Consider the following 25019-nt stretch of genomic DNA (forward strand, 5'->3'; position numbering starts at 1 on the left):
TTGCGGAAATCAGGGTTGTCCGGCAGTGGTTGGAGCAGTTCAGTCACCCTTTACGGCGGTTGAGCTGGGCTTGCTCCTGGAGCAACCTTTGAGTGTATTCATGTTGGGGGTTGTTAAACAGTTCTTCAGTGTTGGCGGATTCAACAATGGCGCCTTTATGTAGCACCAGCACTTTATCGCTGATGTGGCGTACCACATTGAGGTTGTGGCTGACAAAAATGTATGCCAGTCCCATTTCCCGCTGCAACTTCAACAACAGGTTGAGAATTTGGGCGCGTACCGACAAATCCAGTGCGCTAAGAGCTTCATCGGCAATGATGATTTTGGGGCTTAGCATCAGTGCCCGCGCCACCGCTACCCGCTGTTTTTGCCCTTCCGAAATCATGTTGGGGTAAAAATCCCCGTGCTCTGGTAATAATCCCACCTTGCGCAAGGTTTCTGCCACCAGTTCGTGTCGTTCATGCTTTGACAGCTTGGTATTAAACCGCAGCGGTTCATTGAGCAGTTCATTGATGGTTAGCCGCGGGTTCATGGAGGTGTTGGGATCTTGGAAAATCATGCGGATCAAACGGCAGCGTTGCTTGAGGTTTTTCTTATCCCACGCTTGCCCCTGATAAAATATGCTGCCGCCACTGCGACACTCGGCGCCTACCAGAATGCGGGCAAGGGTGCTTTTGCCTGAACCCGCTTCTCCCACAATGGCCAGGGTTTCTCCGGCATTGAGCTCAAAGGAGACGGGCTTTAACACCTCGGTATACTCGCGCTTGAAACCGCGATAGCCCGTGACATAGGTTTTGCTGAGGTCTTGGACTTTAAGCAAGGAGGTCATCGTCTAGGGGCTCGCTCTGGTAAGGGAAATGACAGGCAAAATATCTGTCCTTGTAGTGGGACAGTAATGGCTGGGTCACACACTTGCGCCGGGCTTCCGGGCAGCGTGGGCCCAAACGGCAACCAATGGGCAGATGCTGTAGTGCCGGCACGGAGCCCGGCAATGTGGGCATGAGGATTTTATGAATTTTCGGATTGGTATAATCGGGCATGTTATCCAACAGCGCCTTGGTGTAAGGGTGGTTGGGTTTAGCCAATAAATCCACGGTAGGCCCTGACTCCATCACCTGGCCACAATAGAGCACTGTCATGCGGTTACACCAGTTGGAGAGGGTGTCCAGCTCATGGCTTATCAATAGGATGGTGACGTTTTGCAGCTGATTGAGCTGGGTCAGCAGCCGGTAGATTTGCGCCTGGGTACTGGGCTCCATGGAGGCAGTGGGCTCATCGGCAATCAACAGCCGCGGCTGTTTGGCCAGTGCCATGGCAATCATCACTTTCTGGCATTCGCCTTCTGACAACTCCCAGGAGTAACTGGACAGCACTTTTCGCGGATGTTTAATGCCCACTTTATGCAGCCATTTTTGTGCCAGATACTGTTTTTCCGGTAGACGTTTCCAAAAGGGCAGCTTTTTATTGAGGGGAATGGCCTCTAACAGCTGTTTTCCTACCGTGAATGCAGGGTCAAAGCTGCCGGACGGGTCCTGGAAAATCATCGAGATATCATCACCCATCAGGCTTCGGCGCTGTTTGCGGCTCATGTCCATCAGGTTTTGCCCATCCCACATCATGCGATCGGCCGTGATGGTCCAGTTGGATTCATACAACCCCAAAATGGCCCGGGCCAGCATGCTGCGCCCTGAGCCGGACTCGCCAATCAACCCGTGCACTTCCCCGGCGTTAATGGTAAGGCTGACTTTTTCCAGCGCGTTTACCGGCCCGTGGGGGGTGCTGAGTTCAATGGTCAGGTTGCGAATGTCAAGTAATGGCATGGTCAGCTCCTCACGGGCGAGAGTGCAGCACGCAAACCGTCGCCCACCAAATTCACCGATAATACGCTTAGCAAAATGGCCAAGCCGGGAATGGTGACGGTCCAGGGTGCCGTCAAAAAGCTATCCAGCCCTTGCAGCACCATCGCCCCCCATTCCGGCTGGGGTGCCTGGGCGCCCAGGTTCAAGAACCCCAGTGCCGCAATGTCCAAAATGGCTGCCGATACCGCCAAGGTGGTTTGGATAATCACCGTTTCCCAGACGTTAGGCATAATCACATACCAGAAAATTTGCAGGGAGTTGGCACCGTCCAGCCGGGCCGCGGTCACATACTCTTTTTGCAACTCTTCATGCACGGTTTGATGGATGGCGCGCACAAACTGCGGCGTGAGTGAAATTCCCACCGCCCAGAAAACGTTATCCAGTCCGGGGCCTGCGACAGCAACCACCAAAATGGCCATCAGCAGGGAGGGAATGGACAGCAGCGCATCCAGTAAGTGGCCGAGAATGCTGGACTTGAGGCCACTCATCATGCCGGAGATGGAGCCGATAATCACCCCCACAACCAAGGCGGAGCTGACAATGCCCAAGGCGGTGCCAAACGTCAGGCGCACGCCATAGAGCAAACGGCTGAAAATGTCGCGGCCCAAATCGTCGGTGCCCAGAAAGTGCTCTACCACCCCGTCACTGTGCCAGGAGGGGGGTAACAGCAGTGCGTCAGGATCCTGAAACTCCGCGGCAAAAGGCGCGAAATATTGCCCGAAAAGCGTTAGCAGCAGCAGAGCCACCACGCCCCAGAGCCCGGCCAGTGATTGAGGCTTGGATGCAAAGGTGCGCCAGACTTTCACTGCCGGGACGGGAATGGCCTCATCCAGATAGATTTTAGTTGGAGCCATAAAATTCCTTGCGACTGAATGGGTTGGCTAAGGTATAGAACACTTCAATCAGAATACTTAAAAAGATGATGATCAAGGCTACCGTTAAAATGCCGCTTTGGATGACGGTATAATCACGCTGGTAGATGCCAGACACCAACCAGGCGCCAATGCCCGGCCAGGAAAAAATCACCTCTACCATGATGGCATAACTGGCAAAAGGCCCCAACATCAAGCCGATATGCTTAAGCAGCGGGATGAGGGCGTTAGGCAATGCATGGTGCAACACAATCTTGGAATAGGGCAGCCCTCGTGCCTCTGCTGCACGGATGTAGGTCTGGTTCATCACGTTGGTCATGGCGGCGCGGGTAATGCGCACCACTACCGTGAAAGGCAGCACCGCCAGGGTAATGGCGGGCATGATGATGTGCATCAGCGCATCCCTGAAGGCGGCAATCCGGTAGGGTGAATCAGATAACAGGGTGTCCAGCAGCATTAATCCAGTTACCGGCCGGATGTCATACAACAGGTTGATTTGGCCGGAAATCGGCAGCCAGCCCAATTTTACGCCAAACCACAGGGACAAGGTCAATCCCAACCAGAATACCGGAATGGAGTAACCGGTAAGGGTGCCTGCCATGATGAACTTTTTCAGGGCCTGATGATGACTGAGGGCGGCTACCAGCCCCAGCGGAATGCCGAAAGCCAGCGCAATGCAACCTGCCACCAGTGCCAGTTCAAAAGAGGCGGGCAAGACCATGAACAGCTCTTCTGCCACCGGGCGCTTGGAGGTGACAGACAGCCCCAAATTACCGCTAAGCCGCTCTCTGGCGTAGGCAATATATTGGCTGACATCGCCTTTATCCAGATGATAGTCATCAACAATCTGTGCGGCCTGTGCTTCTGAAGGATATTGAATGCCGCTGAGGGCATAGCCCAAATCCACCGGAAACAGCCTTGTGGCATAAAACAAAATGCCAATCAGCAGCAGTGATGTGGCAATAAACAGGTTAAGGCGCCGGATAAGGTAGGTAGCCATTATTCTTGCCCCTTATCGGGAATGTCGTTAAAGCCGATGCCCCCGAAGGGCCGAAACAGCAGCGGCGGGGCATCGGTATGCTTGAGCAACATGCGTTTGGCGTATGCCAGCGGCACCAATGGCACCTCGGTGTCGATGAGCTCTTCCGCCTGGCGATAAAGCTCGGTTCGTTCGCCCTTGTCGGTGAAAATCTTGGCTTGGGTAATGAGTTTGTCGTATTTCCCGTTACACCAGTTGGAGCGGTTACTCTTGGCGGCCACTGAATCACAGCCCAATAACGGTGTGTAAAAATTATCCGGATCGCTGTTGTCGGCGCTCCAGCCAATCAGCACGGAGTCATAATCGCTGGCAGACAGACGGCGGGTAAACACGCTCCAGTCATAACTGACAATATTGGCCTTGACCCCCACGGCGGCCAAATCCGCCTGGATAAGCTCGGCCGTTTTCTGGGAGTTAGGGTTATAGATGCGCGCTACCGGCATGGCCCAGATATCAATACTCAGATTGTAAACCCCGGCTTTTTGCAATAACTCACGGGATTTTTCAGGATTGTACGGGTAGCTGCCGCTGATGCCGGTGTAGGCCCAGGATGACGGGGGCAACAGGCCGGAAGCTTCTATGGCCGTATCCTGGTACACCGCCCGCAGCAAGTTTTGTTTGTCAATGGCATAGGCCAATGCCTGGCGCACTTTGACGTTGTCAAATGGCGGCTTGCGAGTGTTAAACGCCCAATAGGAAACGTTCATGCCCGGCTGGCTTTCCACCGTCAGGTTGTCGTGCGCAGCCACTGCCGGCAGCTCGCCGGCTTTGGGCAAGGCCGAAATGCTGCAGTCGCCCACAATCAGTTTTGACAGGCGGATGGTGCTGCGCGGGGTGATGTCAAACACCAGTTGATCAGCTGACGGAATTTTTCCCCAATAGCCGGGATGGCGGCGATAACGGATATATTCGTTCTTGATGTAATTCACCAGCATGAACGGGCCCGTGCCCACGGCTTTTCGGTCAATATCTACCATCTGCCCGTTGGCACGCAACTGATCGGCATACTCTTTGGACAAAATGGCGGCAAAGTCGGTGGCCAGGTTGGCCATAAAGGAGGCATCCGGATAGTTCAGCTCAAAGCGCACTTTGTAGGGATTGATTTTTTCAATGCGTTTTATCAGCTTGTCAAAACCCACACTTTCGAAAAAAGGATAGCCGGAGCGGGAAACCCCATGAAACGGATGCTGTTTATCGATAATGCGGCTAAAAGAGAACACGACATCGTCGGCATTAAATTGGCGGCTGGGGTGAAAATAAGGAAGGTTTTGAAAATTAACGCCCTGTCGCAACTCAAAGTCGTAGGTCAGCCCATCCTGGCTTATCTGCCATGCGGTGGCTAATGCCGGTGTGAATTCACCAGTGTAAGGGCTGTCGTTAATCAGTTGATCGTAAATCTGGTGGGAGGTGGCATCCACGGTGGTGCCTGATGTCACCGTTTGCGGATTGAAAGACTCGGGATTGCCTTCAGAGCAATACACCAGGCCTGGCGGAACCGGTTGCGGGCCGCATCCCATCAAGCACAGGCCAAACAACATGCATCCCACTTGCCGATACCCTGCTTGTCCAATAGGTTGGCGTCGCCCCAGCAACGATTTTTTCGCCGGCATGTTGCCGCTAACTGCAACAGTTGTTGGCCTGGTGTGGAACATCAGCAGAGTCATGGCACGTTGTTAATTATCTGTATCTAGACCGGCCATTCTATCAGCCTCTGGCGGTTTTGGGCAATTCCCTCAATTTTTATCCAGCAAATTGTACTTTTTGAGAATGCCCCTGAGCTGGTGATAGCTAAGCTGCAGCAGCTCTGCGGTTTTCTTCTGGTTAAATTGGCTGGCAGCCAATGCCTTTTGAATTAACGCCACTTCAAAGGTCTCGCAATGCTGTTTGAAGTCCAGTGGAAACTCAAAATGATATCCATCGCTGACGGGGCTGGCTTCTGCGTGTTCCTCTGTGTCCGGCTCCGTCGTGGGTTGGCAGGGCGGCGCCTGGCGGGACAGGGTTTTAACCCGTTGCTGCGGGCGGTAAGGGGAGTCAAAGGGGTCCAATACAATTTCACGGATGGGTTTATCTTCACTGCCATGGCGATAGACGCTGCGCTCAATGGTGTTTTTTAACTCACGGATGTTGCCCGGCCACTGATAGTGCAGCAGGGTGTGCACTGCACTGTTGGTAAAGCCCGGAAATAGCGTTAACTTGAGCTGTTTTGCCATCCCCAAGGCAAAATGCTCAGCCAAGGGCAGAATATCCTCTTGGCGGTAGCGCAGCGGTGGCAGGGTGACCACATCAAACGCCAGACGATCCAGTAAGTCGGCGCGAAACTCTCCGGCCTCTGCCAGGGAGGGTAAATCTTCATTGGCGGCGCAGATAAGCCGCACGTCCGCCTTCAGGGTTTTGCTGCCGCCTACGCGTTCATATTCCCCGTATTCAATGACGCGCAGTAATTTCTCCTGGATGAGTCCGGAGGTATTGGCCAGCTCGTCAAGAAACAGCGTACCGCCATCGGCCCGTTCAAAGCGCCCTTCATGGCGGGCGCGGGCGCCGGTAAATGCACCGGCCTCATGGCCAAACAGTTCACTTTCAAGTAAATTCTCACTTAAGGAGGAGCAGTTGAGTTTCACGAAATTCTGCTCCCAGCGTTGGGACAAAAAATGCAGGCGTTCAGCAATCAGCTCTTTACCCGTGCCGCGTTCACCGATAATCAACACCGGTTTTGATAACGGGGCAAGTTGAGATACATGCTCCAACACTTCTAAAAAAGCATTAGACTGGCCGATGAGATTGTCTTGTTGATAGGAACTGTTCACGGTAATTGTTAGTCTTTAACGCTAATAAGTGGTGAAAATCATGATATGTGGGAACCAAAAAGAAATAAAGAAAAACTTTTAAACCACTTAACTGATTGATAAATAATGATATACAAGAGTTGGCACGATATCTGTATTATGAGACATGCAACTCGCAATTATTTTTGAGGACAGGATTATGGGAATTTTTACGCGTTTCGCTGATATCATTAATTCCAACATCAGTGCCCTGTTGGACAAGGCCGAAGACCCGGAAAAAATGGTACGCCTGATTATTCAGGAAATGGAAGATACATTGGTGGAAGTGCGCTCCACCTCTGCCAAAGTGTTGGCTGAGAAAAAAGAGCTGCAGCGCCGGATTGCCAAAATGCAGGCACAGGTGCGTGATTGGCAGGACAAAGCTGAACTGGCGCTTACCAAGGAACGGGAAGATTTGGCTAAGGCCGCGCTGATTGAAAAACAAAAAGTGGCGGCTACCGTTGAGAGCCTGGCCCATGAGCTGGAGGTGGTTGAAGAGCACATCGCCCGCTTGAAAGAGGAAGTGGCACAGCTGCAGGAAAAACTGGCGGATGCCAAGGCGCGGCAGAAAACCATCATCATCCGCAAGCAATCGGCCTCTTCACGACTGGAAGTCAAAAAACAGCTGGACTCCAGCAAAATCGACAATGCCATGCTGAAATTCGAGCAGTATGAGCGTCGCATTGAAGGGCTGGAAGCCGAAGTGGAAGCTTACGAGTTAGGCGGTAAGAAAAACAGTCTGGATGAGGAGTTTGCCGCGTTGAAAGCGGATGATGAAGTCAGCGAAGAACTGGCGGCATTGAAAGCCAAAATCAAAGGCAAAACCAGTCAATCCAAAGAATAACGATTAACGCTGAGGTGAATTATGGATATGGATCTGTTGATGGCACCACTGATACTGTTCATCATATTTGTGGCGCCCATCTGGTTGATTCTTCATTATCGCAGCAAGCGCCAGATAGGGCAGGGATTGTCTGATGAAGAGTTCAAGCAGCTTAATGAGCTGATTGACAAGGCTGACAAAATGAGCCAGCGGATTGACACGCTTGAGTCCATTTTGGATGCCGAGTCACCGGAGTGGAGGCAACGTCATGACAGATAAAGACAAAAAAACACTGTACCGGGATCCGCGCAATGGCAAACTCGCCGGTGTGTGTGCCGGTATTGCCGACTACTTCAATCTGGAAACCTGGCTGGTACGGGTGGCGGTGGTCTCGTTCTTTTTACTGGGGGCTTCGGCGGTCGTGGTGGTGGCTTATGTGGCATTGTGGATGATCCTCGATAAAAAACCGCAAAACATCGCCACCGATGACCGGGAAATCGGCATCAAGAAAAAGGTCTGGCAGGCAGGGGAACCGGCAACACAGGCGTTAAGGGATTTGCAACGGCGTTTTACCACGCTGGAAACCAAATTGAGAGATTTGGAAACCTATGTCACCTCAGAACAGTTTGAACTGAAGCGTCAGATTAATAACCTGTAATCCTCATGGGTGGCCAAGCCACCCTTTTGTTATTGGTGTTTGTTATCGGGGCATTATGACAGACCACTGGCAACAACTGAAACACAAGGCACTGGAGTTAAGCTACCGCGCTGCTGACCAACATCTGCGCTTGGCCGTTACCGGATTGTCCGGTGCCGGCAAAACCGCATTTATCACCGCGCTTATCAATAAGCTGTTAAGCATCACCCCTGATAGTAATGGCCAGTTACCCCTGTTTACCGTGTGCCGGGAGCAGCGATTGCTGCAAAGCAAGCGGGTGCTGCAGCCGGATCTGCAACTGGCGAGTTTCGGCTATGAAAATGCTTTGGCCACCTTGCGGGGAAATCCGCCACAATGGCCCACGTCCACCACCAATATCAGCGAACTGCGTTTAGCCATCCAGTATCGTCCCGTCAACGGTATCAGGGCCAAACTGCTGGATGCCCGCAGTGCCAGGTTATTACTGGATATTGTGGATTACCCCGGTGAATGGCTGCTGGATTTGCCCATGCTGGAACAAACCTATCAGCAATGGTGCGACGGGATCTGGCAGGCTATTGATAATTTTAAACAATCGCCTTTTTTCAGCCCGTTTGCAGCCAAAGTGGCGGCATTAACGCCGTCTGCGGATGCCAGTGATGAACAACTGGCGGATATTGCCGCCAGTTATCAGCAACTGTTGCAGGACATGGTACAAAAACAGGGCTTTTATCTGGTGCAGCCAGGACGGATGCTGTTGCCAGGTGATTTGGCGGGTGCTCCCATTCTCAGTTTTTTCCCGTTGCCGCCAGCGCAGCATGCGGCACTTGGCGATTATTCACGCCATAGCATTTATCGGGTACTGGAGCACCGTTACCGGGAATACGTGGCCAAAGTGGTGCGGCCTTTTTATTTTGATTATTTTGCCGGGTTTGATCGGCAACTGGTGCTGGTGGACTGCTTTACGGCACTTAACCGGGGCAAGGCACAGTTTGAGGACATGACCAAAGCGCTCAATGCCATCACCCAGAGTTTTCGCTTTGGTAACAGCAATTTGTTGCGGCGCTTGTTTGCGCCGAAAATTGATCGCTTATTGTTTGCGGCCAGTAAAGTGGATCAGATTACCCGGGATCAGCAAGGCAACGTACTGGCGCTGCTCAACGCCATGCTGGCACCGGGGCGGCATTTTGCCGACAGCAGCGGATGCCTGGTGGAAACCATGGCGGTCAGTGCCATTCGCGCTACCCGCCCGGGCATGGTGAATGATGCCCAGTACGGTGCCCAGGAAGTGGTAACGGGGCTCCGTCTGCAGGATAGGCAACCGGTAACCCTTTATCCCGGACAAGTACCCAGACAACTACCCGATGCTGATTTCTGGACCAAGCAAGGGTTTCAGTTTTGTGATTTTGCGCCGCCTGATCTTGCTGCGGCACAGGGGTTTGAGCACATTCGTCTGGATCATCTGCTGGACTTTTTACTGGGAGACAAACTGCAATGAGTCGCCATGTGGCCAAAGGTGTTGATGATGACGCCGTAAATGGAGCGCGGCTGTCAGAGGACAATACCGACAAGCTGAAACCTTTTCGGGAATATCACGCAACCACGGCCGTGCAATTTGAAGCGCCGGCACCCTCTTTATTATCAGACACCAGCGACGCCGAAATTGAAGCCAAATTGGCCCGGGAGCATGATGCCAATGAGGTGTCATTAGGGGCACTGCTGCGTCCCAAAAGAATATCAAGCCTGGCCAAGTGGGCATTATCGGGGCTAGTGGCTGCCGCGTTATTGCAAACCGGTTTGGCATTGGCAGATGCCTGGCAACAAAGCCCATGGCTTTTTGGCTTTTACAGCGCAGTGATAGCCCTGGTGCTGGTCTGGGCCGGGCAAGCGTGCTGGGTGGAATTTAGGCAACTCAAAAAATTGCGGCAGATGGAAGATGCCAGGGTGCAGGGGGAGCGTTTGCTGGGCAGTATGCAGATGGGGGAGGCCACGCCTTTCATTCGCAATATTACTGCTGCCATGCCGGCTTCAGCCACAGCGGCCATCCGCCGATTGGAGCAGGCATTATCTGCCGAGCAAAATGATGCAGAGCAGGTGCGTTTGTTTGAGTCCTTGGTTCTGCGGCAACAGGATGCCGCCGCTAAAAAAATTGTGCGCCATTTTGCAGCAGAATCAGCCTTGCTGTTGGCCATCAGCCCGTTTGCCGTACTGGATATGGCATTGGTGCTATGGCGTCACCAAAAAATGATCAGCCAGATTGCTGCATGTTATGGCATCAAACTGGGGTATTGGAGCCGTATCCGGTTACTGCGTGGCATCATGCTTAACATTGTATATGCCGGCACAACGGAGCTGGCGTTGGATATTGGCCATCAGCTGCTGTCCGTGGAGCTTACCGGCAAGCTGTCGGCTCGTCTTGGCCAGGGGCTGGGTGCCGGATTATTAACTGCCAGATTGGGCTATCAGGCCATGTCCTTGTGCCGCCCCCTCGCATTTGATGAACAGTCGCGTCCCAGGTTATCCGGGATCCATAAAGCCTTATTGCAGGAGCTTCAGCAACTGCGTCAACAGGCCAAACAAACGGCTGGCACCGATGATAAAGGGGAATGAATCAGGCTATATTTCAGGTTTGGCTAATTTTTAAGCATTAACTACACTTTTTCCAGAGCCAAGGATGTAAGGGAGTCGGGCTCATTATCAGGAAGAAAAAGGAGAGAGTTATGAAACATTACCTCAAAGCCATGGCCATGGCGGCAGCGCTGTTATTACCTGCATGGAGTACCCTTGCTGTTGCCGAGCCGGCCAAAACCGACATGGGCATGCAGCAAATGCACATGCAGAAAATCAACATCAATACCGCTACGGCGGCAGAACTGCAGATGCTGAACGGCATTGGTGAGGCAAAAGCCCAGGCGATAGTGGAATACCGCGAAGCCAATGGCAAGTTCACCTCGCTGGAAGAACTGACCAAAGTGAAGGGCATTGGCCCCAAATTGCTGGAAAAAAATGCCGGGATGCTATCGCTATAGTGTTGATGGTTGTTGGTGAAAAGTCCGTTTTGCGGACTTTTTTGTTTATCAAATGCGCAGTTGCGTTGGTTACTTCCTTCAGAGTGGCATTTCTCCTTGATCCCTTATAATCCTTCGGGGATAATTAATGCCGTTGCAATGATATTGCAAGTCAATGGTGACCCCAGGGTCCCCCCGCAATGATAACTTGTGAACTCGGCCAGGTCCGGAAGGAAGCAACCGCAGCAAGCGACTCATGTGCCGGGGTGTCGGCTCTGGGGGAACCTCCAAAAATCTTCCTTGTCCCTTTCTATTTTCTTTCGTTTGTCGTCAGTCAGTTATCAATAAACGGATTTTACTTGTGTCACGCATAAAGCAGCCTTAAGACGTGGTTTCATTATCGCTGGCGGGCAGTTTTGATTTGAGAAAAGCGCGGGATTTTTCCAGTGCCAGATATAATTCACGGCGCATCTGCTCTTGCTCTTGGGCATCTTCGTAAAAGTAGGTATCCACAAGATGATGGATATAACGGGGCGGCACCTGGTTGAGGGTTATGCAGGCAAGATCGGCCACATAATTTTCCGGCAGTTCATTGAGCAGTCCTTCATCAGACAAGATTTCCATGAGTAATATTTCATAGTAGTTACGAATATCCAGTTGCATGGGGCATACTCCTTAAAGGATAAGCGTTCGCTGTGCCGGTTAATCGGGAATGCACCGGCTCCTGGTTTTAACTGGGGTATCCATCCAGTGTAGGAGGCAGATGCCAACTCTGCCTGATTGTCAGTGTGGGCAAAGCCTCTTGGCAGGCATCCTTCTGATTAATGCCCCTCATGAAAAGGATTGCCATCTAAGCGTTGTCATTTGGCCTTGGTAATCTTTGGCTCAAATGGGGAGTGGCCGCACTATCAAATGATGAAGCGCATGACGAACGAAATTGAATAAAAAACGCCAACCGACAGGCTGGCGTTATGGGGGGTACTGAACGGGGTTACAGCTGTTTAATGGCCCAGCTCATGAACTCTTTGCGGGTGGCTTCATCAGCATTCATCCACCAGTATTGCAGCATCTGCTTGGCATGGGCGCTGCTGTCTGCGGTGTTGGCCGGTGCTGGCGCTGTCATGGTTTCTACCGCGGTTGCTTTTTGGGCTGGCGCACTGGGAATGGCTTTATCGGCGGTTACCGCTGCGGTGGCTTCATCCAAATTTACGCCGTTATCGTTGCCAAACAGCTTGCTTACCAGTGAGGTTTCCTTGAGCTGGGTATGAGTAACGCTGTAATGCACATTGCCGCCATCTTTTCGGGTAATGACGATTTCAGGGGCTTTAGCGTAACCTTTGGGATCTATCACGTCACTTTTGGGCGCCAGCAGGTATTGATGATCGCCGCTGACATTCAGGGTGACAATCAAAGGTGACGATGTGGCAAAGTTAGGGCTGTCGCTGATGTCATCTTCATACATGTCGCTGTAGCGTACGGCAATTTTATGCTCACCTTCGGTCAGTGGCAGGTTGGCTTTGTGGGTAAAGTTATTGGTTTCCACCTCTTGCCCGTCCACGGCCAGATATTCGAACGACATGGGAATATTGAGGTTGGCTGCAAATACAGAAGACGAGCTAAGAAGCGCAAACAGCGCTGAAGCGGTTACGGTTGATTTCATTGGGGCTCCTTAACGACGGTTATTTTGCTGCGGATGTTCAAACACTTGAATGCGATCCTCAATATAACTGATGGCCTGTCGGCATTTTCCTAAACGGCGGTGCATTGAAAGCAGGTCATTCTGAATCGCAATTTTTGCAGTACTATGACAGGTATCTAGTTGATATTGCAATTGTTCGATCTTTAATAAAATTTTTTTCTCCCAATTCAGGTGCTTGTCCAGTTCCTGGTACAGTCGATGGCTGCTTTGCATCACCTGGTTGGCTATCCAGCTAAACCCGCTTTGTTGATGGCGTTGGGATTGCTTTTGCCGGAAATAACGCTGTTTTTGCAGTTTTTGGGCTTGTTGTTCTTTCACGTCTATGTTGGTGGTGGCCATGGCACGCTTGAGGGCCACAAACCTGTCCTGGATTTTTTCGCAGGTCTTGGTCACGGTTGCCGCCGATATCTGCCGCTGTAATTGCCGTTCTAACTGGTTGATGGAGTCTCGCAGTTGCTGCACGCAGGGAGCAAGTTTGGCACCGTGCTGATGAAACAGCTCATCGTTGAAACGTTCAGTGTGGGCCAGCAGTTTTTGTTCCCGGGCTGCCAGCGAGGCATCGTGCTGCAGTACCTGTTGTTCCAGCAGTTGTAACTGCATGCGCAGTTTGGCAATGAGCTGTTGTTGGTTCATAACCAGGCATTCCATGTAAGGTGTAACGCTATTGCCACCACCATGGTGATAAATAGCGGTCTGATAAAGGGTAACCCAAAGCGGATGGCGGAATGAGCCCCGATAAAAGATCCCAGCATCATGCTGACGCCTAAAAGGATGCCAATCGCCCAATCCACTTGCCCCAAAAGTAAAAAAACCATCAATGCCGTGGTGTTGCTGGTAAAGGTCATGGCGCGGGATAGGGCGCAACTTTTCAAAAATGACAATTTATGCAGCGCTTTGGCACTGACTATCCAGATGGCACCGATGCCCGGGCCGGCAAAGCCGTCGTAACCGCCCAGTATCAACCCTTGCCATATTTTATGGGTGCGCTTGGGAGGCTTTTGTGCCGGGGTAACCGGGTCTTGCAATGCCTGCTTGTTGACCAAGCTGTAGAGCGCCATGGTAATAATCAATAATGGCAGCAGTTTTTCCAGCCAGTGGGTGTCGACAAGATATACCAGCACGCTGCCACCCAGTGCGCCAATGGCGGTGCTGATAAAACAGGAGCGCCATAAGCCGGGTTGCAACAGGTGCTTTTTGTAGTAAGTGTACGTTGCCGTGGAAGAGCCAAAGCATGCCGCCAGTTTGTTGGTGCCTAGTGCCAGGTGCGGTGGCATGCCTAATGTGAGTAACGCCGGAATGGATAATAATCCGCCGCCGCCGACTACCGCATCAATGAACCCGGCAATTAATCCTACCCCTGCCAGCAATAACCAGCTGTCGGCATTTGTCATGATGTCCACAATCATCCTGTTTTATTCAATGACGCGGCGAAAGGGGGGTAAGGCATCCAGCAGGGCTTTACCATAGCGTTTGCTCACCAGGCGGCGATCCAAAATGGTGATGCGTCCATAATCATCTTCCTTGCGTAATAAACGGCCGCAGCTTTGGATGAGTTTGCGACTGGCGTCCGGGATGGTCAATTGTAGAAACGGATTGCCCCCTTTGAGCTTGATATATTCAGAATGGGCTTGCTCCACGGGGGAGGTCGGTACGGCAAAGGGCAGTTTGGTGACAATCAGGTTGGTTAGGTAATCACCCGGCAAGTCAAGGCCTTCAGAAAAACTGCCGGTGCCAAACAGGATGCTGGGCTGTCCGTCATCACAGCGCTGCTTGTGAGTGTTCAGTAACAGCTGGCGGGGCGCCGAGCCTTGGATTAATGGGGCAACAGCCAGTTTGTCGGTGAGCAGCTCGGCCACTTTCTCCATTTGCCAATAAGAGGCAAACAGCACCAAGGTGGCTTGTTCATCTTCAACCAGTGCTTTGATTTGTGTGGCCAGTTCATTGGTATAGGCATCATCCGCGGGTTCTGTTTGCATCTGGGGCAGAAACAGCGTGGCGTTATGGGCAAAGTCAAAAGGAGACTGCAGCGCCAGATAACGGCTGCCATCGTGTAATGACAGCCCCACCTGATAGGTGAAATGTTCAAAGCTGTTCAATGCCCGGAGGGTGGCACTGCACAGTACCACCCCGGCGGCTTTTTCCCACAGCATTTTTTCCAGCATAAAACCCACTTCAATGGGCGATGCGCTGCACAGGTAATCCCCTTGCTTGCCGGTAAAGGCTTCTATCCAGCGGGCCAGGGGGGCACCTTTGGGATTATCTTCCCGGGCCATCATTTTCCAGAGCTTATGGAGGTTTTCGAGCCGCTGCTGCATGAAGCCGCACTCGGTGAGCAATGCTTCCGCTTGATGTTTGGGCAGTTCACCGTCCTTGACGCTTTCATTGAGCAACAGCTGCATTTTGTTGAACTGTTTGACGGCATCGCCTGAGGCCGTGCTCAGGTTTTCGGCAAGGATCAGCAGCGGCCCGGGTAATTTGCCGTGTTCAAAACGCCAGCGATGCTCTTCGTTGGCAAAAAACTTGGGTTGGGTTTCACAAAAATGCGCCACGCTGTTAAGCAGTGAAGTCAACTCTTCTACCCGATCCAGCATGGCTTGGGCCGGTGCGATGATATGATTGCTTTTCAGCTGTGCCTGGAGTTTGCCGGCGAGCTTGCCGACTTTGTCGAGCCAGTCGGCCGCGCCACGAACCGTTGCCTGGGCACTGGAAAAATCCCGGGCCACAATGGGCAGGTGATGGGCTTCATCGATAACGTAAAAGAGGCTTTCAGGTTCTGGCAGAATGACGCCTCCCCCCAGTTCCAAATCCGCCAGCAACAGGCTGTGGTTGGCAATCAGCACATCCCAGTCATCCAGGGCTTCCCTGGCTTTATGGAAGGGGCAATTGGCGTGGTTGGCCAACTGTTTGTGACAGCTGTGCTTGTCGGAGGCGATTTGTTGCCACAGGTGATCCGGCAGTGGCGTATCCAGGCTATCGAGTTCCCCATTCCAGCGCCCGGCACGATAATCATCCAGCAACTTTTGTAACGTCTCAATCTGCGATTGATCCGGTTTGGTTTGCCACATGGCCATTTGGTTACTGTTGCTTTCACCAATGAGCATCTCCAGCTTGGCCAAACACACGTAGCGTTGCCGGCCTTTTACCAGCCCAAAGCGGAAATCTATCCCGGAGTGTTGCAAGAAAAAGGGCAGATCTTTATGCAGCAGCTGCTCTTGCAAGGCAACGGTAGCGGTGGAGATGCACACCTTTTTTTGAGATGCCAACGCCAACGGAATGGTACCGAGGATGTAGGCAAGGGATTTGCCGATGCCGGTGCCGGCTTCAATGGCAATGATGCGGCGTTGCTTATCATATTCCCCAGCCAGCGTTTTAGAAATCTCGGCCACCATGTAGTTTTGTTCCCGGCGGGAGCGAAAATTGGGCAGGGCGGTGGAGATCGCTTTATACGTATCGCGGATCTGTGTTTTTGTCTGGGCAGTTAACATGCGTGGGAACCTGAAAAATAGTCCTGTATATATTAACAGTAATTTCTTATGCTAATAAACCTTTAATGTCAGGGGATACATTTCATGCCGAGCAGCGGCTGCACCACAGTGAAAGGCAGAATACTGACCCGACAAACCTTAACATCCGACACCGGCATGTGTCTGCGTTATTGTTTGAAAACCCCTGATGGCCCGGTCACCGTGGATATGCCGGACGTGGCCCAAATGGCATTTGTGCCCCAGTCTGCCCAAACCCAGCTGTGTCAGCGTTTTCCGGCCATTGTATGGCGCAATCTTTCACTGCAGGATTTTCAGCAGCAGCCCATGGCGGCGGTGTATTGCCATAATCGCAAACTTTTCAGGCAATTGCAGACATGGGCCAACGCACGGCACATCGCCCTTCATGAGGCCGACATTCGCCCCCATCAACGTTATCTGATTGAGCGTTTTATTGCGCTGGACGTAGAGTTTCAGGGCGTGTTTGCCGATGACGCGCAAACCCGCTTTGTGGCCAGCAAAGCGCGCTCAGCCGTATTGGCGGATGTGCCATTGCGGGTGGTATCCCTTGATGTGGAGTGCAGCGCCGATGGCGAGCTGTATTCAGTCGGCCTCTATGGCGAGGATGAACAGGGCACGCTTTTACGTAAAGTGTTCATGGTGGGCGCCTGCCAGCCTGAAACCGCATGGATTGAATGGGTGGCAGATGAACGGCAGTTGTTGTTGGCGGTTGTTGACTGGTTTGCCGGCTGGCAACCGGATGTGCTGCTGGGCTGGTCAGTGGTGACCTTTGATTTGGCATTGCTTTCAAAACGGTTTGCATGGCACCGGATCCCCGCAGCCATCGGCAGAAATGGAGCCTTGCTGGCATGGCTCGTGGCAGATAAATTCCGCCCGGAAACGCTGCTGTTGCCGGGCATCGTGGTGTTGGATGGTATCGACTGGCTTAAAGCCGCTTTTTACAAGTTTGAGCGTTATACCCTGCAATATGTGGCGCAACAGCTGTTGTCAGAGGGCAAGCTTATCCATGATGCAAACAACCGCCTTGACGAAATTACCCGCCTGTTCCAGGAGGATAAATTAGCGCTTGCCCAATACAACCTGCAAGATTGCCGTTTGGTTTGGGACATTTTCCAAAGGACCCATCTTTTGGCGTTTGCCATTGCCAGGGCTCAACTGACCGGATTGGAGTTTGGCCGGGTAGGGGCCTCGGTGGCGGCCTTTAATCACCTGTATCTGCCGCATTTGCACCGGGCAGGGTATGTGGCACCTGCCGCGCCATTAAGTGACGGGCTGGAAAGCCCCGGCGGTTACGTGATGGATTCTGTTCCCGGTTTGTACCGCGATATTATCGTGCTTGATTTCAAAAGCCTTTATCCGTCCATTATCCGCACATTCCTCATCGATCCGCTGGGATTGGTATTAGGGAGACAACAACCGGAAAACCGCACTGTACCTGGCTATCTGGGGGCGCAATTTTCCAGAACCGGGCATATCCTGCCTACGCTGGTGGCAAAACTGGCAGAAGCACGAGAGCAGGCCAAACAGCAAGCGGATGCTCCCCTGTCTCAGGCCATCAAGATCATTATGAACTCCCTCTATGGAGTGTTGGGCTCGCGGGGCTGCGTGTTCCATGATGCCAGGCTTGCCAGCTCCATCACCATGCGTGGACACTGGATTATGCAGCAGACAAAAGCGTGGATAGAGGCGCAGGGGTTGTGTGTGATTTATGGCGATACGGATTCCACATTCGTGTGGCTGGGAAAACAACATGACATCCAAAATCCGGAGGCCTTTGGCCGAGCATTGGCGGCTAACATCACTGAACGTTGGCAGCAGTACATCCAGCAACACTTTGCGCTGGAGAGTGCTCTTGAGCTGGAGTTTGACAATCATTACCAACATTTTCTAATGCCTACCTTAAGAGGCTCTGCTCAAGGCTCCAAAAAACGTTATGTGGGGGCGATACCTCAAGCCGATGGCACATTGCAGCTGGTATTCAAGGGCATGGAGCAGGTGCGCAGTGACTGGAGCCCATTGGCAAAACGCATTCAGTATGAGCTGTATCAGCGTCTGTTCAATGGAGGTGACGTAAAGGCATACCTGACAACCCAGATCACATTGCTACAACAAGGCGCCTTGGATGGGGAGTTGGTTTTCAGCAAGCGGTTGCGCCGAGCCTTAGCGGCGTACAAAGCTCATGCTCCCCACGTAAAAGCGGCACAACGCCTGATCACGGGCTTGCAAAATCCTGACTACGGGAAAAAGGGCGCACGGATTGAATACGTGATCACTTCCAATGGCCCTGAACCCGTCTTGCTATCCCATGGGACGCCAGACTATCAATATTATCTTGAAAAACAGATCCGGCCGGTCGCCGAGCCGGTACTCACGCAACTGCAATTATCCTTTGAACAGATTGCCATAAAGCAGATATCGCTAATTTAGTGGGCGTTTTGCCTAATTCCTTGACCAAATTTACCTGTTATTAACTTTTCTTCGGGTGTATGCACCTAAAAGTGTGATCGTCAGTTTGTTTTTTGCGCAGACGCTTTTGGTGTGTTCAATGGAGAAAAACAACAATATTTGGTTTTTTTTTCTGTTAAATGATGAAAAACAGAATAAAAAATCACTTTTTTTTACTTTTTAGTGACTTTGGTTCCACAATCATCGTTTCCTCAATGTTTTTTTATTGTCATTAATTGTTGGTTGATGTTTTATTTGCGTTGATAAAATGTTCTCAATGTGATTTTATTTCTGTGAAAAGAGGAACATCCGTCGAGGGTTTGGGTGTTTTATCGTTTTGTATAACAAGTTCGCGGGCATCTCTGCGGCTATAAAAAGTGAAAAACGTGAAGGGAGAATAGTATGAACAACAGAAGTATCCTTGCGAAATCAATACGGTTCGCATTGTTGGGTAGCGTGGTAACGGGTGTTTTTGCCAGCGGTTTTGCCGCGGCAGCTGATGATACCGATAAGGATAAGCAAGCCAAAGTTGAACGCATTGAAGTCACAGGCTCTCGCATCAAACGTACGGATTTGGAAGGCTCTGTGCCAGTAACCGTGATTGACCGTGATGCCATTGACATGTCTGGTCAGACTTCTGTAACTGATTTGTTACGTAATACCACTTTCAACAGTACCGGTTCTTTCCGTCCTCAGTCAGGTTCTAGTGCTCAGGGTACCGCATCTCTTGACCTGCGTGGTCTGGGTGCAAGCCGTACCTTGATCTTGGTTGATGGCAAGCGTTTGACCATGTCACCTTCTACCGGTTCTAGCCAGGATTTGAACGCCATCCCATTGGGCGCGGTTGAGCGTATTGAAATTCTGACAGATGGCGCCTCTGCAATCTACGGCTCTGATGCCATTGGCGGTGTGGTTAACGTTATTACCCGTAAAGACTTTAACGGTGCCCAGATCAGTTTGACCAAAGGTAGCCCAAGCATTCCTGCTGATGGTGGCGATACCAGTGCCGGTAGCGTGCTGTTTGGTTCTTCCGGTGACACTACTCGTCTGTTGGGTGGTGTGTCTTGGAACAAACGCGATATTGTTTATGCACGTGACTATCCATGGACAGAACCTGGTGCATCTATCTATGGTAACAACTTCTTGTATAGTGATTTCAGCAATAACTACACATCTATTCCTGGTGGTTGTACCGAAGATAATTACAATTTGACTGACTCTGGCGCATGTACTTTTAACTACAATGCGACCAATGCGAATGAAGCTTCTACAGAAAACCAGTCATTGTTCTTGAAGGCCGAGCATCAAATTAATGATGACTGGAAGATTTTCTCCAATGCCAGTGTGGCCAAGACCAAGTCTTTTGGTCGTTACGCGCCTGTACCTGATACCAACTACTATCAAGGCTATGCCATTGATGAGAATAGTTATAACAACCCAACCAACCCTAACGCTTGGTTCTATGATGCGAATAATCCCAATGCGGTAACTTATGATCCAGCAATTGGTGCGCAGCAGGGTGTTTATATGTTCCACCGCTTTGCGGCTTTGGGTAACCGTGATAACACTGTAAACAATGAAAATATCGACTTCCTGCTGGGTGTCAGCGGTATGATCGGTAATGTTGAAGTTGAAACCGGTGCTCGTCGTGTGCGTAACAAAACCGTAGAAAACGGTAGCGGTTATCTGGCGGCGGGTACTGCATGGCGTTATGTGGACGAATTTAACCCCGGTTATTGTGCTGATGGTTCATTCGATGCGACTAATTGCCGTTATGGGTATGACATTCAGAATCCAAGCTCCAACCCTGATGATGTGCTCAAAGGTTCATCCATCACCACAGTGCGTATTGGCGAGTTCAATATTGATGAAGCGTACGCCAATGCTTCATTTGATGTGTTTGAACTGCCAGCAGGCATGGTTCAGGGCTTTGTGGGTGGCGAGTATCGTAAAGAAACCTATATCGATACTTACGATGCACAGTCTGAAGCCGGTTTGGTGGGGGGCTCTTCCGGTAACTCTGCCGGTGGCGATCGTAACGTGAAAGCTGCTTACTTCGAGTTCCTGGTACCCGTACTGGAAGATTTGGAACTGTCTTTGGCAGGGCGTTACGACAAGTACTCTGACTATGGTTCAGATTTCTCGCCAAAAGTCTCTGTACGTTATGAACCATTAGATGGCTTGGTACTGCGTGCTTCTTACGGTAAAGGCTTCCGTGCGCCAACATTGGATATTCTGACTCAGAAAACATCCTTCTCTGCTGACTCTGTTGATGACCCAGCAACTTGTGCACTGTTTGGCTATACCGATGGCTGCCCAAGTAACGGTATTCAGATTGATGCATATCGTATTGCCAACCCGGATTTGGAATCAGAAAGTTCTACTCAAATCGCTGCCGGTATTGCGTATCAGCCAGCAGAATGGTTCAACTTTGCCGTTGATTATTACAACATCAAAGTAGACAACCGTATTGCTTTCTTCAGCGCCCAGAATTTGTTGGACCGTGAAGAAGCCGGGGATCCTATCCCTACTGGTTTGGGTATTACACGTCGTGCCAATGGTGGTATTGATAAGATCCTCACCGGTTATGGTAACGAAGGTACGCTGGAAACTTCCGGTCTAGATTTCAATGCCAGAACCAGTTTTGACTTTAATGAGTTTGGCGCATTGCACCAGACACTGCAGATCAGTTACATGCTGGACTACAGCATTGACGGCGGCCGTGACTTGGTGGAAGACCCAGGTGTACCACAGCACCGTGTGACCTTTGGTAACGTTTACACCATCAGCGACTTTGATATTGCTTGGAACGTCAACCTGATTGGCGATCAGTACGAAGATGTGGTTGATGGTAAACAGGAAGGGCATATCGGTACTTATGTCACTCATGACATTCAGTTGACCTACAACACTCCTTGGGATGGCAAGTTGTCTGTCGGTGCTGAAAACGCATTTGAGAAACAACCTCAGTTGATTGGTTATGACGGACGTGAATATAACTACAACCTGTATAATGGTTGGGGACGTCAAACCTACGTACGTTACACTCAGAAATTCTAAGATAATTGGTTAGAAAAAAGCGGGGGTAACCCCGCTTTATTTTTATATGGAACATTGGACGCGTTATTGGAATACGACAAATGCCTTGAATAGTTTTGCAGAAGGTGAATATTCAACAAACTATCAGGGAGATATTTTGCATTTTTGGGAGCGAATATTAAAAGATACCCCCCAACATTCTACAATCATCGATTTAGCATCGGGTAATGGCGCACTAGCCGTATTGGCATATCAATATGGGGTGTCACATCGTTATAATTTCAATATTCATGCAGTAGATGCATCTGATGTTGGTGTGGCTGGTCGTTTGACATCCTTTCCTTCATCTGTTGCAGATGCGCTGGCCAACATAGCATTCCACAGTAATACATTTATAGAAAACATGCCCTTTGATGATGCATCAGCGGATCTTTTGATTAGCCAATACGGTTTGGAGTACAGTGAGTTAAATCGTTCACTGATTGAGTGTGCAAGAGTATTGAAAGCCGGTGGGCGTTTATGCGCCTTAATGCATCATACTGATTCCGTGATTGTAAAAGATTCAAAGGCGGGCTTAAGAGTACTTGAGCATCTGTTTGCTAAAAACGGTTTTCATACACAGTGTATGGCTTTGTTGGCGCATGCTCGTGACCTTTTGGGAAAAGGTGGAAGCATTCATGATGATGCGTTATTTCAAACGTTGAATAAGCAACTCTTGGATACCGCTAAACATGATATTGACCATTTTAGTGACTCTAATGAAAGGTTATGGTTTGACAGTTTCTTATCAAAAATAACACCATTCCTGTATCGGGTTTCGCAAGACAGCCATCGTTGTTGTGCGCAATATTTCCATGATTTAACACTTTATCGGCATAGATTAAAAGATCAAATTCATGCTTCAATGGATCATCGCAAAGTGACAGCACTAAGGGTGGCCTTAATGGCAAATGGATTTGAGGTGTCATTCACACCTATGTATATGGATGGTAATCAAGTAGGCATTGCAATGATTGCAATTAAATTGTCTTAACAATAAGTGAGATCAGGTTATGAAGTTTAAAGTCTTATACTTATTAATGTGCATGTTTGTCTTTAGTGCGCATACAACGCTGAAGGCGGCAGAGTTACCGGTAGAAAAAATCTTTGCCAGTGCTCAGGTAAAAGTGATGAAGCTTTCTCCTAATGGAGAAAACATAGCTTTTACATTTGAAAGTGACTCTGAAGTAAGATTGGCTGTCATGAGCCTCAAGACATCTAAAATATTAAGCAGTTTTACATTTGGCGAAAATCAGCATGTTGTGAACTTTTATTGGGCAAATGATAAGCGTGTATTGATGGAAGTGGCCGAAGTAAAAGGGCATCTTATTAGTTTTAATGGGAATGCCAGAGATTTGTATGCGGCCAATATTGATGGGACAAAGCGGGACTTATTGTTGAAATCCGGTCGCTCGACCTATCGTATCATCAGCTTGTTGCCAGATGACAAAAATAAGATTTTGATTGAAAAGTGGCATTGGGCTGAAAAAAATGGCGCCAGGGTCTTTTCCTTTGACATTAATCGAGGGGAAGAATATTTTTCCAACGATCAGCCTAAAGGGAAATTAGCCAGCTTCTTGGCCGATAACACAGGAAAGCTGCGTTTGGCCGTGGAAGTTGAAGAAGATGAAAAATTAAAAGAAAATAAAGTTTATATTCATCTGAAAAATGGAGATGCTTGGGAAAAGCTGTCTTTGCCTTCCCAACGTGAAAATCCTGATGTTTCTCCTGTAGGGTTTTCTGCCGATAATACAAAAGCGTACTTTACGTCTAACTTTGATGTCAGTCCCGAAGACAATGATAAAGCAGGCTTGTTTTCATACAACTATGAAAATAAAAAGATTACATTGTTAGCACGTGGTGAAGCATCAGACATTGTAAATCAATTTTTCGGCGCAGACAGGGAGTTACTTGCAATAAGTTATCTCACCTCACCATTGGAGTATGACTACATTACGCCAGACTCTCCTGATGCTTTGTTATTAGCGGGGTTGAAAAAGTCATTTCCAGGCGAAATGGTATATTTCCAGTCCCATTCTAAAGATAAAAAATTATCAATATTCAAAGTGTACAGTGATCGCAATCCGGGCACATTTTTCCTCTATGATAAAGAGAAAAAAAGTGCAAGATTCATGGCGGCAGCGTTACCTGAATTGAAAAAATCGGATTTGGTACCCATGCTTCCCGTTGCGTTAACTGCCAGAGATGGTGTACCGCTGAAAGGTTGGCTGACCCTACCTCAGGGGCAAAACAAAAACCTACCCTTGATTGTCAATGTCCATGGTGGCCCTTTTGGTGTTTATGATGAATGGGGCTTTAATCCTGAAACACAGTTTTTTGCCAGCCACGGATACGCCACATTACAGGTCAATTATCGTGGGTCAGGCGGTTTCGGTGAAGATTTTGAAAAACTGGGACGACTGCAGTGGGGCAAGGCCATGCAGGACGATGTCACTGATGCCACTAAATGGGCCATTTCACAAGGGATTGCCGATCCGAACCGCATTTGCATTTACGGCGGAAGCTATGGTGGCTATGCCGCATTGTGGGGGGTCATTAAGGAGCCTGATCTGTACCGTTGCAGCGTAGGTTATGTTGGTGCTTACGACATGACAATCTTTTTCAATGGTGACGGCTCTGATGCCAGCAGGAATGACTCGATAACACATTACCTGGAAAGTAGTATTGGGGTCGGGGAAGCGTATTTGAAATCCATCTCACCGGTTCATAATGCCGATAAAATTAAAGTGCCGGTGTTTCTTGCCCATGGTGCGGATGATGTGCGGGTGACACTTGTGCATGGTGAACGGATGAAAGCGGCCCTGGAGAAAAACGGCAAGCAGTTCCAATGGATGGTAAAACCTGAAGGACACGGTTACTACCATATGAAGAACAAAGTGGAACTCTACAATAAAATGATAAAATTCATTGATGATAATATCGGTGGGAAGTAGTAGTAACATACTGTAAATCATTAAGTTTATAATAAAAAACAGCCATTCGTTTTTAGTCTGGCTGTTTTTTTATGTGAACAATAAAGCACGGTTTTTGTTGAGATCAGCGGCTGAGGGGCACGTATCGTGTTTTAGGGTCAGCGCGTAACCGCTAAGTGTATGCGGTTTCTTGCCTAATTAAAGGTCATTACTGCCACTAAAGCCGGTTTTTTGAGGACGTTACCAGTGGTTTATAGGGTGTCACTTTTCCGTGATTTCTTGCCGTTAGGATTGTTGACAC

Annotated in this window: 21 protein-coding genes and 1 other RNA gene; 11 read left to right on the forward strand and 11 right to left on the reverse strand. The window is 50.0% G+C overall.

The window, feature by feature from the left end:
• Nucleotides 1-43 precede the first annotated feature (43 nt).
• From ACIDEJ_RS07370 to pspF, 6 genes are all read right to left on the reverse strand, one after another.
• A complete protein-coding gene (locus tag ACIDEJ_RS07370; RefSeq protein ID WP_411987439.1) occupies nt 44-829 on the reverse strand; it encodes a peptide ABC transporter ATP-binding protein in 786 nt (261 codons plus the stop codon).
• Nucleotides 813-1820 (reverse strand): oligopeptide/dipeptide ABC transporter ATP-binding protein, encoded by a 1008-nt coding sequence (locus ACIDEJ_RS07375; RefSeq protein WP_411987440.1) that lies wholly within the window; start codon nt 1818-1820, stop codon nt 813-815. The genes ACIDEJ_RS07370 and ACIDEJ_RS07375 overlap by 17 nt, the downstream gene beginning before the upstream one ends.
• 2 nt (nt 1821-1822) lie before the next feature.
• Nucleotides 1823-2713 (reverse strand): ABC transporter permease subunit, encoded by an 891-nt coding sequence (locus ACIDEJ_RS07380; protein ID WP_411987441.1) that lies wholly within the window; start codon nt 2711-2713, stop codon nt 1823-1825.
• Nucleotides 2700-3731, reverse strand: a complete 1032-nt coding sequence (locus tag ACIDEJ_RS07385) for an ABC transporter permease subunit (protein WP_411987442.1) — start codon at nt 3729-3731, stop codon at nt 2700-2702. Before ACIDEJ_RS07385 ends, ACIDEJ_RS07380 begins: the two co-directional genes overlap by 14 nt.
• A complete protein-coding gene (locus ACIDEJ_RS07390; protein WP_411987443.1) occupies nt 3731-5308 on the reverse strand; it encodes an ABC transporter substrate-binding protein in 1578 nt (525 codons plus the stop codon). Before ACIDEJ_RS07390 ends, ACIDEJ_RS07385 begins: the two co-directional genes overlap by 1 nt.
• 195 nt (nt 5309-5503) lie before the next feature.
• Entirely contained in the window at nt 5504-6574 is a 1071-nt protein-coding gene (pspF, locus tag ACIDEJ_RS07395; RefSeq protein ID WP_411987444.1) for a phage shock protein operon transcriptional activator, read from the reverse strand.
• A gap of 178 nt (nt 6575-6752) precedes the next feature.
• Here pspF and pspA point away from each other — a divergent pair, with 178 nt between their 5' ends.
• From pspA to ffs, 7 genes are all read left to right on the forward strand, one after another.
• Nucleotides 6753-7436 (forward strand): phage shock protein PspA, encoded by a 684-nt coding sequence (gene pspA / locus ACIDEJ_RS07400; protein WP_411987445.1) that lies wholly within the window; start codon nt 6753-6755, stop codon nt 7434-7436.
• 21 nt (nt 7437-7457) lie between these two features.
• The gene (gene pspB, locus ACIDEJ_RS07405) at nt 7458-7694 is read left to right on the forward strand and encodes an envelope stress response membrane protein PspB (protein WP_411987446.1); all 237 of its coding nucleotides are present in this window, start codon (nt 7458-7460) and stop codon (nt 7692-7694) included.
• Entirely contained in the window at nt 7684-8073 is a 390-nt protein-coding gene (pspC, locus tag ACIDEJ_RS07410; RefSeq protein WP_411987447.1) for an envelope stress response membrane protein PspC, read from the forward strand. The genes pspB and pspC overlap by 11 nt, the downstream gene beginning before the upstream one ends.
• A 55-nt stretch (nt 8074-8128) precedes the next feature.
• Entirely contained in the window at nt 8129-9550 is a 1422-nt protein-coding gene (locus tag ACIDEJ_RS07415) for a YcjX family GTP-binding protein (protein WP_411987448.1), read from the forward strand.
• Entirely contained in the window at nt 9547-10662 is a 1116-nt protein-coding gene (locus tag ACIDEJ_RS07420; protein WP_411987449.1) for a TIGR01620 family protein, read from the forward strand. The genes ACIDEJ_RS07415 and ACIDEJ_RS07420 overlap by 4 nt, the downstream gene beginning before the upstream one ends.
• Nucleotides 10663-10772: 110 nt before the next feature.
• Entirely contained in the window at nt 10773-11081 is a 309-nt protein-coding gene (locus tag ACIDEJ_RS07425; RefSeq protein ID WP_411987450.1) for a ComEA family DNA-binding protein, read from the forward strand.
• A 163-nt stretch (nt 11082-11244) separates the two neighbouring features.
• Nucleotides 11245-11342: signal recognition particle sRNA small type (ffs, locus tag ACIDEJ_RS07430), an RNA gene on the forward strand.
• A 99-nt stretch (nt 11343-11441) separates the two neighbouring features.
• Here the strand turns inward: ffs and ACIDEJ_RS07435 are convergent.
• From ACIDEJ_RS07435 to dinG, 5 genes are all read right to left on the reverse strand, one after another.
• Nucleotides 11442-11723: a late competence development ComFB family protein gene (locus tag ACIDEJ_RS07435; protein ID WP_411987451.1), complete on the reverse strand. Its 282-nt coding sequence runs from the start codon at nt 11721-11723 to the stop codon at nt 11442-11444.
• A gap of 328 nt (nt 11724-12051) precedes the next feature.
• The gene (locus ACIDEJ_RS07440) at nt 12052-12720 is read right to left on the reverse strand and encodes a DUF2057 domain-containing protein (RefSeq protein WP_411987452.1); all 669 of its coding nucleotides are present in this window, start codon (nt 12718-12720) and stop codon (nt 12052-12054) included.
• Nucleotides 12721-12729: 9 nt separating this feature from the next.
• Nucleotides 12730-13392 carry a primosomal replication protein gene (locus ACIDEJ_RS07445; protein ID WP_411987453.1) on the reverse strand — a complete coding sequence of 221 codons (663 nt, stop codon included), beginning with the start codon at nt 13390-13392 and terminating at the stop codon, nt 12730-12732.
• Nucleotides 13389-14159, reverse strand: a complete 771-nt coding sequence (locus tag ACIDEJ_RS07450) for a sulfite exporter TauE/SafE family protein (protein ID WP_411987454.1) — start codon at nt 14157-14159, stop codon at nt 13389-13391. The genes ACIDEJ_RS07445 and ACIDEJ_RS07450 overlap by 4 nt, the downstream gene beginning before the upstream one ends.
• A 12-nt stretch (nt 14160-14171) precedes the next feature.
• Complete coding sequence (dinG, locus tag ACIDEJ_RS07455) at nt 14172-16244, reverse strand: ATP-dependent DNA helicase DinG (protein WP_411987455.1); 2073 nt, start codon at nt 16242-16244, stop codon at nt 14172-14174.
• An 84-nt stretch (nt 16245-16328) separates the two neighbouring features.
• On the opposite strand from dinG, the gene ACIDEJ_RS07460 reads away from it, so the two are divergent.
• The 4 genes from ACIDEJ_RS07460 to ACIDEJ_RS07475 all read left to right on the forward strand — a co-directional run bounded on the left by ACIDEJ_RS07460 (nt 16329) and on the right by ACIDEJ_RS07475 (nt 24739).
• Nucleotides 16329-18689, forward strand: coding sequence for a DNA polymerase II (locus ACIDEJ_RS07460; RefSeq protein ID WP_411987456.1), 2361 nt, complete (start codon nt 16329-16331; stop codon nt 18687-18689).
• 420 nt (nt 18690-19109) lie between these two features.
• Nucleotides 19110-21767 carry a TonB-dependent receptor plug domain-containing protein gene (locus ACIDEJ_RS07465; protein ID WP_411987457.1) on the forward strand — a complete coding sequence of 886 codons (2658 nt, stop codon included), beginning with the start codon at nt 19110-19112 and terminating at the stop codon, nt 21765-21767.
• 46 nt (nt 21768-21813) lie between these two features.
• Nucleotides 21814-22779, forward strand: a complete 966-nt coding sequence (locus tag ACIDEJ_RS07470) for a class I SAM-dependent methyltransferase (protein WP_411987458.1) — start codon at nt 21814-21816, stop codon at nt 22777-22779.
• Between the two features lie 19 nt (nt 22780-22798).
• Complete coding sequence (locus tag ACIDEJ_RS07475; protein ID WP_411987459.1) at nt 22799-24739, forward strand: alpha/beta hydrolase family protein; 1941 nt, start codon at nt 22799-22801, stop codon at nt 24737-24739.
• The last annotated feature ends 280 nt before the right edge of the window (nt 24740-25019 follow it).

Source organism: Shewanella mytili, from assembly GCF_046765975.1.
Taxonomy (GTDB): Bacteria; Pseudomonadota; Gammaproteobacteria; order Enterobacterales; family Shewanellaceae; genus Shewanella; species Shewanella mytili.